Source organism: Clostridium sp. ETTB3, assembly GCF_053571985.1.
Map to the genome: position 1 here is coordinate 1,803,930 of NZ_CP199832.1, position 15,634 is coordinate 1,819,563.

The following is a 15,634-nucleotide window of genomic DNA, read 5'->3' on the forward strand; positions in this document are numbered from 1 at the left end:
ATTACACCTCCACGTAGTACATAAATTTTAAAGCCTTATTATAATTTTCCTTTAGCTTTAATTCTATTTGTACATTACCTTTAACTACTTTTACATCTTTAATTAAATTATTTTCTATTTTACATTTATGTCCTGTAGCCTTATCTATTACATATTCATAATTATCTTTCATATTAAATTCATTACTATACTCTACACCCATTCCATCAACAACTGATAATGTAATGTCACAAAGTTTTACTTTTTTCATTTCATCACTATCTGTAAAATCAAATTTTACATATTCTTTATCTCTTATAATTAATCTATCTACTCTATCAGGATGTGTACTATAAGTTGTTAACTTTTCTGGACTTACTTCATTTACTTCTTGTTCAGTATCACTTTCATCATTTCTTGGTTTATTTTTTATCTTTTTTAAAGGTTTCTTCTTTTTCTTCTTTTTATTGTTTTTATCTTTAGGATCCTTCTTTTCTGGAATATCTTGTTCAACCTTTACAATAGTTTTTTCTTTATCTCCACTACTTAACTTTACTGTTCCAAGACAATTAGCTAACTCTTGCTTAAATTGATTTTCCACATAGTACAATACATCTTCAGTATTCATAATCCCATCTGTTGGATTACTCTTTTTAATTTCATCTTCAATGATTTTTGCCATTACTTTAGATATATTATTTATAAATCTCTTAGCATTTTTTTGTAGGTTTTGATCTTTTATATGCTCAAAAGAAAGTTGTGTATGTGATTCATTTTCAAGAGATTTTAAAAATGCATCTTCTTTAGTTGAATCTGGTATTAAGACTGCATTAAAAGGCTTGTTTACATTTCCCTTAACCTTTTTATCTTCAATTTTCATACCTATAGTTCTAATTATAGCTACACGACCTTTTGGAATAGACTCATCATAGTTAAAATATAAATTGAAATTGTACTTTTCTTTTGTATCTTCTATTGTAACTTGCATAGGTTTTTTCTTAGTATACGTGCTTAAATATAATGGAGTAAATTCCTCTTTCATTTCTGATATATCTTGATTGTAATACTTTTTATTTTCTATATACTTTTTAATAGTTTTACTATTTATATTTTTATCATTTACTATAACTTCTAATTTATTTTCAAGTATTGCAATGAAAAAACTATCGCATATACTCTTTATAATATCTACTTCATTATTAAATTGTTCTCTTAAAAATGGTATTATTATTTTTAAACCTCTAGTATCTTTTTTAAATATTTCACTAAAAGTATTTTCATAAGGATAAAATCTTTCCTCATTATTTTCAATTTTCTTTATGTCAGTAAAATATCCTGTAGAACGATAATATTTATCTTTATACTTATGCTCAATTAACTGTACTGTTCCCCCTAAATGCTTATCTCCTTCATCATCACAATTTGCAAAATACATCATATGTAACTCTGAGGCTGCATTAGAAGCTATTTTTCCTATTCCATGTGATCCACCTCTAGATTTTTCTAAAGTACTATCCTCTTCCTCTGAATGAACACCTTTGTTATATGCATAAATTCCCCATGTATCTTCTGGTCTATAGCTTTGTCCATTTTTAGCCCCTCTTAATCCTTTTGTGTTATAATCCTCAAAAGATATATAATCAACTTCATCTTGATTCATTTTATTTTGCATATGTTCTATAGTTTCTTTAGTATAACTATTATGACCTACAAGACACTCTATTCTTTCTTTTATATTATCTAATCCTGGTATATCATTTTTATTTACTTTTCCTGTTTTTATTGTAACTATTACTGGTTCAGTTTCTCCAGGTATTTTTCCATCTAATGAATTTTGAATATTTTCTCTAACAAGTCCTGATATACCTAAATCATAAAATCTTTCTAAAACTTTATTAAAGGTTGATTCTTCTATTCCAGGAATAACGGAAAATTTCCATAAACTTTTATTTTTACTCTCCTTAAATATATTAAACATACTTTTACCCCTTATTGATGATTTTAATTTTTAATCATATATTATAACTTTAGTTATTTTATTTATATTTTTATTTAATTCTAATTATACGTTATTATGTATAATTTCCATGTCGAATATTGTTTATATTTCTGCAGTTTATTATTCCATTTAACTATTTTAATTACATATAAGTTATTATTAGTAATTATTTTTTTAATATTTAAAATATATATTAAAAGCACCTACATTTAAGTAAGTGCTTATTATAAAATATTCTTTGTTGTTATAACTTTATTTTTTAACTAATTTATTTAAGTGCTCCATATTATCTTTATTAACTATTTCTGCTACAATAAGCAATAAAAATAAAGAAAAAAATGATAATTATATTAAGCCTGAAAGAAGTTATGGTTTAGTTTTTAAGGAATTTTACATTAACACTGTTAATAAAGAAACTATTAAAGCTAAATTTCATAATGATGTTTTTAAAACCCTAAAAAGATACTAAAAAATATTATTTCACTATTTCAATTATTGTAATATGTTGAAATGGATGATACATCCCTCCTCCATTTCAAACTGTAGACAAAGTATGATAAAAAATAGGGTTAATATATAAATGTAAAATTTATTCATTAGCTCTACTTTTATGATATTATAAAGAATAAACAAAACTCATATTTTATTAGATTTACAAATTTGAAATTAAGGAGGTAATCATTATTCTATACATGGTAATAGAAAAATATAAAAATAAAGAGGCAGTTTATAAGAGATTCAGAGAAAAAGGCAGGATGATGCCCGAAGGTGTAAGCTATGTTAATAGCTGGGTTTCAGAAGATGGGAATACCTGTTATCAAATTAATGAAGCACAGAATGAAGAATTATTGTATGAATGGTCTTCCAACTGGAATGATGTTACCGATTTTGAATTTATTCCTGTTATTAGTAGTCAAGAGATGAGTGATAAAATGGCAAATAAATAGACAACTACTAATTATGAAAAGAGAAACATCATAAGAATAAAAAACAAAGAAATTAGTAATATTGATAAGATTGATGAAATTATTACAAATGCAAATCAATTAATAATCTTATGAAAATACAAACGGGACAGTAGATGGATTTGTACAATATAAGCATAGATGAAAATCACTTTAGTGATATATATCTATGCTTATTTTTTATGATAGATTTGTGAAAAACGAGGATATCTAAAAAACACAAATCTACTTAGTGTTTCATTGTTAATTAAACACTTCCATTTAATTCCACCCCTCTTCAAAACCATTTATTCCTTAAAACTAATCCAATTTACTTTTAATCCATTTATCCAAAAAATCCATTTCCTCCTTTGTATGAAACCAATGCTCACCATTTTTCATAACAGTAACTCCTGCATTATTATTCTTTGCAAAATCACTTATTGTTTCTAATGATGTTAAATAATCATTTTCCCCATATAAAATTTCTGTTGGAATATTCCACTTAATTGGATGATTTCTAACATAATTAAGATAATTCCATGATAAAGTTTCACCAAAGCTTGTATTAATTGTTTGCTTTTCTTTTAATAACTGCTCTGAAACATTTGCTAATGTCATCATATTCAAAATAACCTTTTCCATATCTACAATTGGAGAAATAAAAAAAGCTTTTTTAATTTTCATTTTTGATAATGCATTCATTGCAAAATAAGCACCTATACTATTTGCAACAATTATAATATTTCCATATTATTCCACAATCTTATTTGTTATGTGATTGACTTACTCAATAAAATCCCACGGAGTATTTGATTTATAATCTAAGCCCTTAACATCATAATAAGAAAATAAGTTTTTATAATGCTCTACTTCTAATGAATTTCCACCTTTTCCATGAATATAAAGAACTAAATTTTCCATAATTATTTCCCTAACTTAAATTTTTTAAATTTAATTAACTCTTATAATTTTTTAAAATAAATTATTAATAAAATATAACTCAATAATTCCCTAAAGCATCAATTAGGTATTTGTGCATCTAATGTATTATATAAATCCATAAACTTATCTATCTTTTCTTGTACATTTTTATTAAATGTTTGCAAATTCCCCTTAGGATTAATTGCAAAATCAGTTACTGAAATAAATACTGTAGATAAATCTGTAATTGTATCATATACCTTTTCATATTCCTTTGGCGGATTTTTTAAATCCTTTATTATATTTGCAACCTTAACCTGTCCATCTTTAATTGAAGAAATTGTATCTAAAGTTTCACTATCTAAAAATAAATTACTTAATGCATCATTGAAATCATCTACAAATTCTCCATTAACCATAGTATATTTATCTGTTTCGCTATCACTCTTTTTAAAAATGGCATTACTCCAAACCATAGATGTTTTATTCATTAAGCCTTCAGCTTCTGATCCTGTAATTATCATTTGAACCTTCATTTTATTTATATTATCAATATAATTTTCAACTTCAATTTCATATCTTGCAGCTTCTTTTTTTGCCTGTTCATTTTTATAAACTTTAAACCCTATAAAACCAACAACTATTACGCAACAAATTATAATTACTAAAATGATTATCTTTTTCTTATTTTCTTTTTTCATCTTAATATTTACTGATGAAATTTCAACCTTTTGTGCTTCCTCTTGTTGTTCAAAGGGATATCCACAATAAGGACATGCCTTAACCTTGTCTGATATTTCTTTATTACACTCAGGACATTTTATTAAATCCACTTTCTAAACCACCTAAAAAATTTCAACTTAAATTTAATTCTTTATAATTTAAAAATTATTTTCCCATAATCCTCAAATCACATCTTATTCCTCCATAACTAATTAAACTTATTTAAAATTAATTTTCAATTACCTCTCTCCTTCATTTTATCACTTATACTTCTCTATTCTCACTTATACTAATTTGACCTTATCTGACCTTAATCTTATAATATACTTGTACAAAGAGATAAGGGAAGTAATTAAAGAGCTTCCAATAAAAAAGAAAATTCAATTAAGCTTAACAAAAACAACTTTTGAACTTTCACAAAATTTATTAATTAAATGAAACTCACTACTCACATTCATTTGTAAGAGTAAGTTCAATTAACTAAATTAAAATTTAGAATTTCACTTATAAAGGAGGTCTTTGTATGTTAGGTTTAGTACCTTTTAAATTTAATAATGGAGAAAATAGCAAAGGATTAAGCATTAATGACATGTTCAATGATTTCTTTAATGATGATATGTTAGCAGACTTTAAGTCTTGTGGAAATTTTAAGACTGATATAAAAGAAACTCCTGAAGAATACGTTGTTCATGCTGAATTACCAGGAATAAACAAAGAAGATATAAACATTGATTACAACAATAACTATTTAACTATTTCAGCTACAAGAAATAATGAACATGAAGAAAAGAAAGACAATTATATTAGGCGTGAAAGAAGCTATGGTTCAGTTTCTAGAGGATTTTACATTAACAATGTTAATAAAGAAGCTATTAAAGCAAAATTTGATAATGGTGTTTTAAATATCGAGTTGCCTAAAAAAGAATTAACACAAAATAATAGCAATAGAATTTTAATAGAGTAACTTTTAACTAGTTAGTAGTTTTTAGTTATGATTGAAAGATTAAATTAGTAACAAGTTACAAGTAATAAGTGACAAGTTTAGGTTGAAACTCCTTTATTAGAAACTCCTTTAGGAGTTTCTAATAATATATTTTCAAAAATTCAGCATAAGCTGAATTTTTTCCTTAACTTGCCACTTGTCACTTGCCACTCTCCACTTGCCAACTTGATAGCAAAAAAGCAACTGTAAAACCTATTTTTAAGTTTTACAGTTGCTTTTTTTATCGTTAAAAATCCGATATTCTTGAAAATCTTCCATTCCACCTTAATGCACATGTACCCCTTTCACCATGCCTATTCTTAATAATTACAGCATTAATACATTCAGGATTTTCATCAGCATTTTTAGATTCATACTTTAACTTGCCAAGCCTAAACAGCTTGTCCCTATAAATTTTATCATCAAGCTTAACATTTCTATAAAGCCCTATTACCTGATCACTATCCTGCTCAATTCTTGCACTATCTTGAATATCACTAGATTCCAACTTTTCAACTGCTGCATCTCCCCCCTTCTTATCAACTATCCTATTAGCTTGTGCAATTAACACAACACATAAATTTTCTTCTACAGCCAAATTTTTAAACAAACCACTTATTTTCCCTATCTTATTAGTCATTAAATCCCTATCATTATGATCTACATATTTATTTACATAATCAACAAAAACAACATCAAGATTATTTTGAAGTTTATAAAGCTTAATTTCATTAATAAACTTATTAAGGTCATTTTCAATAGATACATAAAACTTATTACTAATTATTTTTGACATAAACTCTGCTATTTTACTTTTTTCACTATCATTAATAGTATTTTCATTAATTGATTTATAAGCTACAGATGCATTACTTGAAGCCATTTTTGTAAATACTTCTCTCCTTGACATTTCCGAACTTCCATAAATAACCTTATATCCATTTAAAACCAAATTAGCTGCTACTTGAAGTCCAAAAGTAGTTTTTCCTCCTCCAGTTCTTGCAAATACAGTTACAACTCTTCCAGTTTGTAAATTACCTATATATCTATCAACAGCCCTAATTCCTGTGCTCATCCCCTGATCTCTTTCTTCTTCATAAAGCCATTCAACATAATCATCATATTGTTTAGTTATTTCAAGTTCCTTTCTAATGCCACATTTATGAATTTTAACCTTTACATTTTCAATTTCACTTTCTATACTTTCAAAAGACATATCCTCATTTATCCTAGATGCCATTTCAATATAAAGATGTTTTTTATAATTATCAATTAATAAATCCATCTTTGTATTAAAAGCAAAATCACTTATACTACATGTAAATATCTCTGAAACATAAGTTACTCCATCCATTTCATTAATTTTCCCTCTATGATACTCCAAAAATGTTATTAATTCTACCTTCATTTTATTTTCTACCATTTCTAAAATTCCTAAATATATATTCATATGCTTAGAATATAAAAACATTTCTGGCTTTATCTTTTCCTTAGCTTTTATAATAAGGTCCTCATTTTTAAATAAAGAACCAAGTATTTCTTGCTCTAATACTATTTGACCATTACTTAACATAAACCTTCCCCAACCTCTACCCTATAATCAACTTTTCTTATATTCATTATTTATATATCTATATAACTTTCTATATCAAAATCATCTAATTCACTAACTCCTATAAATTCATCATTTGATGATTCAATAATTGATTTATATTCAAGCCACATATCACCATTGTCCATAAATCTACTAATTCCATTTGGCTTTGATAAAAAATTTATCAATGTCCATCTATAGCTATAATAATGATTTTGACTTATATAAACTTTTTTATAATTTTTTATTGATTTTATTATCTCTTCCTCTTTATAAATTTCTAAAGCTTTGTATATTACCCTTTTAGTGTAATCCCTTAATACCTTTTCTTTATTAATATTTATGTTATTCCAAGTATTAAATATATTAATGTATATATTATTTATATTATTATATATATAATCCTTTAAATAATATTGATTACTTTCATGATAGTTAGTAAACCCTTTATTTTCAATGCTTTCATCATCATTTATATAATTGAAAGCAGTATTAATTTGACTAGTAGCCATTTGTTTACTGGTATCTATTTGACCTCCATTTATTTGATTACTAGTATTATTTTGACTACTACTTATTTGATTACTAGTCCTAACCTTACTTTTTGTATTTTCATAATTATAAACTTCATGAACATATTCATTATTTAAATAACTTTTGGTAATTTTATATTTATTTATTTTTCCTGTTTGTTTTATTATTTTAAAATATCCCTTAGTTTCTAATGAATTTAAAATATTTAAAAGTTTTCTTTTTCCTATTGGATTACAAATATCCAGTAAACTAGCAATTGAAACTTCAACTTCTTCTTTATTTACTTCATTTATTATTGATAAAATACTAAAAAATATAAACTTTTCATCTTTACTAATTTCCTTATCACTGAAAATATATTTAATAATTTCATGATTCTTTCTCATAACTTCTCCCCCAAACTATTAAGCTGAGCTATTATTAGCCAGCTTAATATTTTAATATTTAACTCCATATAAGTGAAAAATCATATTCATGTAAAAACTTATTAATGCTTGTCTCATATATTGAAGTTGTAATTAAGTTTGGTTGTATAACTGTAAGATTTATATACTTACAATCCATTTGTGTTGCAAATTTATCAATTACCCCAATTCCTAAAATCATACTTTCATCATCATTATTAACATTTATTATGTCAAGTTCCATTGGTACTATTCTTATTACTTCCACAGTTTCATTAGTAAATAAAATCACATCACAAGTTTTTAATAAATCACCCTTTTTATTATTAATTTTTACTTCTTCATTAAATAAAATTCTTACCTTTCCTTGCTCACTAATTTCGCTTATTCTTTCAACTACTTTTTCTAATGCAATTCTTGATAACATTTCTATAAAATCTGAATATCCATAAGTAATTGTTAAATTTATAAATGAATTTTTATATTCCTCACCTTTTACAAATTCATAATATCTCTTTAACTTTAATATTATAAGTTCCTTAATATACTTATCATCTAGTTTCATAAATAAATTTTTATTATTCATAAATATCCCCCATTTCCCATTAAATTTACCTTAGCTCTTTTATCTTATAAATTAATTATAAAATATTAATGTTGCAATTTTATTACTTTTTGCAACTTTTTAAAATTTTTTTGTTAATTTTTGCAACATTTAAAATTTTTTCTATTTTTACTATTCCATTTTTTGTAATATTGTGAGAAAATAAATATTATATTAAAACCTAAAGTTGTTAATTTAAAATAAAAACTGTTAATTTTTAGAATCTAATATTTATTTTTGTTATAAAAATAAATATTATTAGAATTTATAAGTATTTTTTAGGAGGAATGTTTATGCTTAGAACTATTTTATTGGTAGATGATAATTTAAAAGAATATGATGAAATTATTAATGCTTTATTTAAAGAAGGCTTTAAGGTTATTTGCTGTGATAATGCAGAAAGTGCACTTTCTACATTAAAGAAAAATGATATAGATATAATACTTTTAGACTTTGTTTTACCTAAGATGAATGGAATAAAATTTTTAAATACTATCAGAAATGACAACGTTAACATACCTGTTATAATGTACACTTCTATAAATCATTATCTTTTTCAAAAAGAATGTCTTTCTTTAGGCATATCTGACTTTGTTGTTAAACCTTGTTATAGTGGTTTATTACTTAAAAAGATAAACTTTATTTTAAATTCACAAAATCCAATTTCTAATTTGACTAATAATGTTTGGACACATAATGATTTAAAAATTGATTTTTCCTCTAAAATTGCTATGTTAAATAATAAGGTAATTAATTTAAGTAAGACTGAATTAGAAATTTTAAGACTTTTTGTAAAAAGTGAAGGTATTGTTTTAACTCGTGAACAAATATTAAATTCTATTTGGGGCTCTTCTCAAGTTGTTAGTGATAGGACTATTGATGCTCATATATGTAAGATAAGGAAAAAGCTTAATTTAACTTGCCTAAAATCTGCTTCTGGATATGGCTATGTTTTAAAAAGTAAGGAAATTTAGTTTGTAGTTTTTAAGGTATAAATTCAACTAATGCTGAATTTAAAAATATATATTTTCAAAGGAGGCTATCCCATTAAGAATAAATTATATATTTTAATGCAAAAACTTTCTTTTCCAGTATATGTTTTAAATGTAGCCACTAAAAATTAAATAAAAAGGAGGATTTTATTATGGCAAACAAAACTCTTGAAAGTACTGTATTATCAATCGAGGTGAAATCTGGTACTGATAAAGATGGTAACCCAAGATTTACAAAAAAGAAGATAGGTAACTTAGTTTCAAATGCTGCTCCTGACAAAGTTCAAGCTGTAGCATTATTAGTTGCTAACTTACTTGAAAAAGATACTGGTTATTTTTATGTAACTGAAGTATCTCAAATTGAAGAATAATAAATAAAAAGGAGTGTGTGAATTATGGAATATACATTAACTATGACTTTTTTAACTGAATCTGGTGAAAAAGCTGCATTTACTTTATCTGGTGTTAAAAATAATGTAAGTGAATCTGAGGTACAAGCCCTTATGGATAGTATAATAGAAAATAACATCTTTTATAATAAAAAAGGTGCTTATGTATCTAAACAATCTGCACAAGTTACAGGAAAAGAAATCACAAAATTTGAAGTTTAATTATTAAATAAACTTTTCCCTTAAAATATTTAAAGCAGTAGAATGATAAAAAAGTCATTCTACTGCTCCTTTACTTTTTATTACTAATATCTTCTTCTCTTTCTACGCCCCCTAAATACAGGCCTATATTTTTCATTTTTAATTCCTTGAATCATATCCCTACAAGCTCTACACTTATCACTTTGACAATCCCAAGGTAACTTTTTGCCACAAATACTACAAAGTCTTTCATGGTCAAGAAGATTAGTTAAAAGCAATTCATTTATTTTATTTGCTGTATCTTCTTTTTCCATTGATATATATCTGTTATTTATCATCATGTTAAAGTTCTTTCCAAAAGAATAATTTAATTCTAATTCCTTATAGTAAGTTTCAAGCTCATCTAATTCCTTCTTTGAACTTATATTTTTCTTAAGAACTGGCTTCTTTAAGTTTACTACCCCTAAACTATACATTTTACAATATTCTTCCCATAACTTTTGAACATCCTTATTATTTTCTTCAAAAGGTATTGTTGCCATCTTCATAAGATCTTCTTTGCTTGAATTTATATTAAGTTTTTTTAATATATTTAAAAGATATGTAATTCTTGTTATATCTGTTTTTTCATAATGTCCTTTAAGTGGCATTACACTCCAGGTTTTTAAAGTATCTATAATATCTATGTTTATATCTAAAAGAGACTCTGGAACTCCTATATAACATTTTTTAATTTTAGATGTTTTTGTATTTAATGCATTTTTTATTAAATTACAATCAGTCATAGCAGTAACATATCCAGTATCATAAATTCCCCTACGTCCTGCTCTTCCTGCTATTTGCTTTATTTCTGAAACATTTAACTTTCTTAATGATACACCATCATATTTTCTTGTTTCTAAAAATACAATACGTTTTATTGGCAAGTTTACACCCATTCCTATTGCATCTGTACATACTATTACTTCTGTTTCACCATCTAAAAATCTTTCAAATTGTTTTTTTCTTGTTGAATATGGAAGAGAACCATAAATTATACTTGTTTTTATATTATTATTTAAAAGCTGTGCTGAAACTGCTAATGCCTTTCTTTTTCCAAATACAACTAATGCATCACCTTTTTTAACATCCTTATTTAAATCAAAAGGCTTATCTTCAAATATTAATTTTGTATCTCTTTTATGCTCTATAATTTCATAGGTATCTTTACAATCTTTTATTAATTTTATAACTATATCTAAGGCTTCTGGTGCCATACATATATGAACTTCTGGTGATAATACACCTAATATAGCTCTTGTCCAAGCCCATCCTCTTTGCTTATCAGCTATCATTTGTGCTTCATCTATAACACAAATATCATACGGTGTTTCAAGTTGAAGCTTTTCAATTGTTGAAGAAACATGATATGCATATGAAAGAATATTCTCTTCTTCTCCAGTTAATAATGAACATGCTATATTTTCAGAATTAAGCTTATCTTGAATTTCAAGTGCAAGTAATCTTAATGGTGCAAGATACACTCCACTTTCAGCTTCCATAAGTCTTTCTATGCTAGCATAAGTTTTTCCTGTGTTAGTTTCTCCAACATGAAGGTAAAAGTGTCTTTTCATAGCTCTTGCTTTTTCATATTCATTTATTGGATTATCTAATATTATTTCCTTAATATCATCTTTTGCCTTATTTTTAACATAGATATTTTCTACTGTCCATACTAATCCTTTAATACATATCCAAGGAATACATTCCTTAAATTCTTTCATTTCTTCTATAGAAGCTGTATTTTCATTTTCCTTTAAATAATCCTTATAAATTATATTTTCTATTACTGCAATTTTATTTATTATTTTATTTATCTTTTCTTCCTTACCAATAAGATTTCTCTTAAATCCAGGTAAATTAATACTTTTATAATATCCAAAGACCATAGTTCTTGCATTTTCTAAATATAACTCCATATGCTCTTTAGTTTTATATACATTCATATTAATAAGGTCATCTAACCTTTTATCTATAGAATTAACTACCTTAACCTTAAGCCTATTTATTCCCTTTGTTAAGTTTGCTGCTATTTTGCAATTTTCTATCATAAGCTCTGTAAGCTTTTCTTCATCATAGCTATTATCAGCTTTTACAACTTCTGTTGAATATTGATTTTCAATCCCCAGTAATTCACATCCCTTATCATATATATCTAATAAAAGCTTATCTTCTAATGGAGCTACCTTAGAGGTAACTGGACTTCCCCATCTTGTTTTAAATCCATTTCCTATTTCTACTTTTATTTTTTCTTCTAATGCTACCTTTTTGTCACTGCTAAGCTCTTCTAAGTTCATATCATAATAAACTTTTCCATCACGTGTTCTCTTGTACCACCTTACACTATTAAATAGAAAATCTTCATTATATCTCTTTTTAAATTCCTTATATAATTTTTCCTTCCTTTCCTCCATTACATTTGCTACTTTTTCATATATAACACTTGCAATTTCTCTTGGCAGATATTTATATACCTCTTCAACTTCATTTGTAAATTCATTTTCCTTTAATTCATGAATATATGAACCTTCCCAAGATAATTCATATATAAAATCTTTTACATATGTATAATCATAAACATTAAATGAACCACCATCTTTTAAGGTTACTTTTGAATTTGAATCTTTTTCATTAAAATTTGAATCATCAATTTGAACTTTATTTGTTGTTTTTATGTATATTGTAATTTCTTTAATTGCTTCATTAATAAATTCTCTATCTATAAATTTAGCTATATCATTTTTTGTTTCTTTTCTTAATGTACATTTAATTGAACCCACGCCATCACTTCCTTGTGTCTTACTAATATTTTTACAATATCTCTTATTATATATTAAACCTTTATCCATATAAATAAAAATTCTAGCATCTGCTTATACCATTTGCTAGAATTTTCATTTTGTGAAAAATCAATATACTATATTTAGCTTTTCTTTATATTTATCATACCATTCAATATTCCATCCATTTTTATAACATAAACTATATAGTTCATTTTCATCATTTATAGTTTCCTTTGTTATAATATCATGGGTTTCCTTATTAACATCAAATAATATAACCTTATATTTCATATATAACTTTATCCTTTTACTGCTTATGCAGATATACCTACAACCATATATTTTTCTCCTAAAACTAAAACTATTAATAATAAATATTATAAAAGGAGAATTCAATATAATTTTGAATTCTCCTTTTCTTATTTACTAGATATTAAAAATTATTAATATAATAACTATTTAAAAATTACTTTAAAGGTATATTAATTATAAATTCTGTAATACTATCATTGCTAGTAACAGTAACTTTTCCACCTTGCTTTTCCACTAATTCCTTAACAATAGCTAATCCAAATCCATGATCTTTGTTTTTATCATTCTTTGTAGTAAAACCAACATCAAATATTTTATTTATTATTTTTTTTTCTATTTTAGGACCATTATTTTGTATTTTAATTACAACACTATTAATATTATAATAAGTTTTAATAGTAATAAGTCCTTTTTCATTCATTGCTGTAATAGAATTTTTTAAAATATTCGAAATTACTCTTTGTATTTCCATTTCAGACATATTAGCATCTTCTAATAAAGCTTGTTCATCAACCATTATATTAATTCCTTTATGATTGATACCATTTATAATCATTGTTATCATAGAATTATTATCACTTATTTTTACTTCACTAATAATATTATTATGTCCATTTATTATTGCTTTTAATGACTCTCCAAGCCTATCATATTTTCCCATAAGATGCATTCCATAAAGATATGATATTTGTGCTCCATAGTCATGCTTTACCTTTTTTAGATCATTAATCTTTTCTTCTAATTCTTTATTTAAAATATTAATTTCCTTAGATTTATTTTCAATATTTGAAAAATAAATTGTAATTCCTATTATAAATAATCCAAGTATTAAAAATAAAAAATTCATAAATAATGGATTGTCTCTATCATGCATTATAAAATTAAATGATATTATAAAATCTGCAACTACAGTCATAATTATTAATGTCATTATAGAAAACCTTTTACTTTTAATAGAAGAATAAATTCTATAAATTACATCTTTTTTTACTAATATAAATATACCCATTATCAATTGTGGAAAATAAATTGATAATACATATCCTAAACTAAAATGTTCACTTGATATTTTATACTGAAAAATTCCTAAGTATAAATTTGATGTAATAAATACATTCATAATTATAACTAAATATATAATTGATATTGTTATTGTTGCACTTAAACTATCTTCTTTAAAAAATAAAATCCCTGATATTAGTAATACTAAGTGTGTTAAAATTGTTCCCAAACTTGAATTCCCAATTAAATATGTTGTTGCTATAATTATTAAAAACAAAAAAGTTATAAAAATTAATAGTTTTAATTTACTATTTTTATATCTCTGTTCTATACAATAATTAGGAATTAATACCAACATTAAACTTTGCATTATTGTATTACTTATATCTGCTAAACTTATGATATTTATTTTCATATTTTAATTATCTATTTCTATATTTCAATTATCTATTTTCTTTCATTGATTTTGGCATATCCTCTACTCCAACAAATGCTAATGATGCATTTCCTGTATTTACAAAAACAGCAGTTAATGCTAATACTAGACAACCAATTACCTTCTTAAACTTCATATTCTTTACCTCCATGTATTTCTTTAAATTTATTAAATAATAACATTGTTTGTACAACCCCTGTCCAAACAATGACTTGTGAAAACCATTTAATATTAAACATAGCAATTGATAGTATTATAAATATTAAACTATTTACAATACTAATAATCCTATTTCGTTTTATTAGATTTTCTTTTGTTAATGGCATTTTAGGATTTATTATTGGAACTTGATTATATATACAAAATATACTTATAAAGTTTAATATTATACTACTAACAATATCTAAATTACTGTTTTTGGATAATATAACTATAAACATAACAATTATTAATGTTGATAAAAAACATTTTTTTTGATTATCTTCATGGTATCCACCAGTAAATGGTTTAGTAGTAACCATATAAATTAATATTAATAAACATTCCTTAAAATATCCAAAAAAATAAAATATAGTTAAAATCAATATAAATTTTATAAGTTCATATATTAATATTGTTAATACATATTTCATTTCCTCTTGCTGCTGTGTACTATATTTATTATAGTTAGACAAATCACTTATAAGCCATTCAATAAATCTTTTTATCATTAATACTCCTTTAAATATATGTTTGGGCTCGTTTAGTATACCATATTTTTTACTTATTAACAATTTTTTAATATTTTATTATA

At 24.5% G+C, this 15,634-nt stretch carries 17 protein-coding genes; 5 read left to right on the forward strand and 12 right to left on the reverse strand.

The genetic code is table 11. The annotated features are described in order from the left end of the window. Position 1: 1 nt before the first annotated feature. Positions 2 to 1,957 (reverse strand): hypothetical protein, encoded by a 1,956-nt coding sequence (locus ACUN06_RS08890; RefSeq protein ID WP_449389660.1) that lies wholly within the window; start codon positions 1,955 to 1,957, stop codon positions 2 to 4. A gap of 713 nt (positions 1,958 to 2,670) precedes the next feature. Here ACUN06_RS08890 and ACUN06_RS08895 point away from each other — a divergent pair. Further along, a complete protein-coding gene (locus ACUN06_RS08895; RefSeq protein WP_366002393.1) occupies positions 2,671 to 2,925 on the forward strand; it encodes a DUF3303 domain-containing protein in 255 nt (84 codons plus the stop codon). 318 nt (positions 2,926 to 3,243) lie between these two features. On the opposite strand, the gene ACUN06_RS08900 is transcribed toward ACUN06_RS08895, so the two are convergent. From ACUN06_RS08900 to ACUN06_RS08910, 3 genes are all read right to left on the reverse strand, one after another. After that, entirely contained in the window at positions 3,244 to 3,627 is a 384-nt protein-coding gene (locus ACUN06_RS08900) for a hypothetical protein (RefSeq protein ID WP_449389661.1), read from the reverse strand. Between the two features lie 81 nt (positions 3,628 to 3,708). Continuing rightward, complete coding sequence (locus ACUN06_RS08905; RefSeq protein ID WP_449389662.1) at positions 3,709 to 3,846, reverse strand: hypothetical protein; 138 nt, start codon at positions 3,844 to 3,846, stop codon at positions 3,709 to 3,711. Positions 3,847 to 3,944: 98 nt separating this feature from the next. Continuing rightward, the gene (locus ACUN06_RS08910; RefSeq protein WP_449389663.1) at positions 3,945 to 4,679 is read right to left on the reverse strand and encodes a zinc ribbon domain-containing protein; all 735 of its coding nucleotides are present in this window, start codon (positions 4,677 to 4,679) and stop codon (positions 3,945 to 3,947) included. A gap of 413 nt (positions 4,680 to 5,092) precedes the next feature. Between ACUN06_RS08910 and ACUN06_RS08915 the strand changes: the two genes are divergently transcribed. Continuing rightward, entirely contained in the window at positions 5,093 to 5,533 is a 441-nt protein-coding gene (locus ACUN06_RS08915; protein ID WP_449389664.1) for an Hsp20/alpha crystallin family protein, read from the forward strand. A 265-nt stretch (positions 5,534 to 5,798) separates the two neighbouring features. Here ACUN06_RS08915 and ACUN06_RS08920 read toward each other — a convergent pair whose 3' ends face one another. Genes ACUN06_RS08920 through ACUN06_RS08930 form a run of 3 tightly spaced genes read right to left on the reverse strand, consistent with a single transcriptional unit; the run spans position 5,799 to position 8,669 of the window. Beyond that, positions 5,799 to 7,124, reverse strand: a complete 1,326-nt coding sequence (locus tag ACUN06_RS08920; RefSeq protein ID WP_291735051.1) for a replicative DNA helicase — start codon at positions 7,122 to 7,124, stop codon at positions 5,799 to 5,801. A gap of 50 nt (positions 7,125 to 7,174) precedes the next feature. Beyond that, positions 7,175 to 8,065 carry a hypothetical protein gene (locus ACUN06_RS08925; RefSeq protein WP_449389665.1) on the reverse strand — a complete coding sequence of 297 codons (891 nt, stop codon included), beginning with the start codon at positions 8,063 to 8,065 and terminating at the stop codon, positions 7,175 to 7,177. Between the two features lie 58 nt (positions 8,066 to 8,123). Beyond that, entirely contained in the window at positions 8,124 to 8,669 is a 546-nt protein-coding gene (locus ACUN06_RS08930; RefSeq protein WP_449389666.1) for a DUF2800 domain-containing protein, read from the reverse strand. A gap of 311 nt (positions 8,670 to 8,980) precedes the next feature. On the opposite strand from ACUN06_RS08930, the gene ACUN06_RS08935 reads away from it, so the two are divergent. The 3 genes from ACUN06_RS08935 (at position 8,981) to ACUN06_RS08945 (ending at position 10,290) form a co-directional block, all read left to right on the forward strand. Next, positions 8,981 to 9,661: a response regulator transcription factor gene (locus tag ACUN06_RS08935; protein ID WP_449389667.1), complete on the forward strand. Its 681-nt coding sequence runs from the start codon at positions 8,981 to 8,983 to the stop codon at positions 9,659 to 9,661. A gap of 170 nt (positions 9,662 to 9,831) precedes the next feature. Beyond that, positions 9,832 to 10,050, forward strand: coding sequence for a DUF1659 domain-containing protein (locus tag ACUN06_RS08940; protein ID WP_291735060.1), 219 nt, complete (start codon positions 9,832 to 9,834; stop codon positions 10,048 to 10,050). A 24-nt stretch (positions 10,051 to 10,074) separates the two neighbouring features. Beyond that, on the forward strand, positions 10,075 to 10,290 hold the full coding sequence (locus ACUN06_RS08945; RefSeq protein WP_291735062.1) for a DUF2922 domain-containing protein: 216 nt from the start codon (positions 10,075 to 10,077) through the stop codon (positions 10,288 to 10,290). An 83-nt stretch (positions 10,291 to 10,373) separates the two neighbouring features. On the opposite strand, the gene ACUN06_RS08950 is transcribed toward ACUN06_RS08945, so the two are convergent. From ACUN06_RS08950 to ACUN06_RS08970, 5 genes are all read right to left on the reverse strand, one after another. Then, positions 10,374 to 13,157, reverse strand: coding sequence for a helicase-related protein (locus tag ACUN06_RS08950; protein ID WP_449389668.1), 2,784 nt, complete (start codon positions 13,155 to 13,157; stop codon positions 10,374 to 10,376). Between the two features lie 60 nt (positions 13,158 to 13,217). Further along, positions 13,218 to 13,382 (reverse strand): hypothetical protein, encoded by a 165-nt coding sequence (locus ACUN06_RS08955; protein ID WP_291735067.1) that lies wholly within the window; start codon positions 13,380 to 13,382, stop codon positions 13,218 to 13,220. Positions 13,383 to 13,557: 175 nt separating this feature from the next. Then, a complete protein-coding gene (locus ACUN06_RS08960; RefSeq protein WP_449389669.1) occupies positions 13,558 to 14,820 on the reverse strand; it encodes a sensor histidine kinase in 1,263 nt (420 codons plus the stop codon). A gap of 28 nt (positions 14,821 to 14,848) precedes the next feature. Further along, positions 14,849 to 14,977 (reverse strand): hypothetical protein, encoded by a 129-nt coding sequence (locus ACUN06_RS08965; RefSeq protein ID WP_291735290.1) that lies wholly within the window; start codon positions 14,975 to 14,977, stop codon positions 14,849 to 14,851. After that, a complete protein-coding gene (locus ACUN06_RS08970; RefSeq protein WP_294125818.1) occupies positions 14,967 to 15,551 on the reverse strand; it encodes an accessory gene regulator B family protein in 585 nt (194 codons plus the stop codon). Before ACUN06_RS08970 ends, ACUN06_RS08965 begins: the two co-directional genes overlap by 11 nt. Between the last annotated feature and the right edge of the window lie 83 nt (positions 15,552 to 15,634).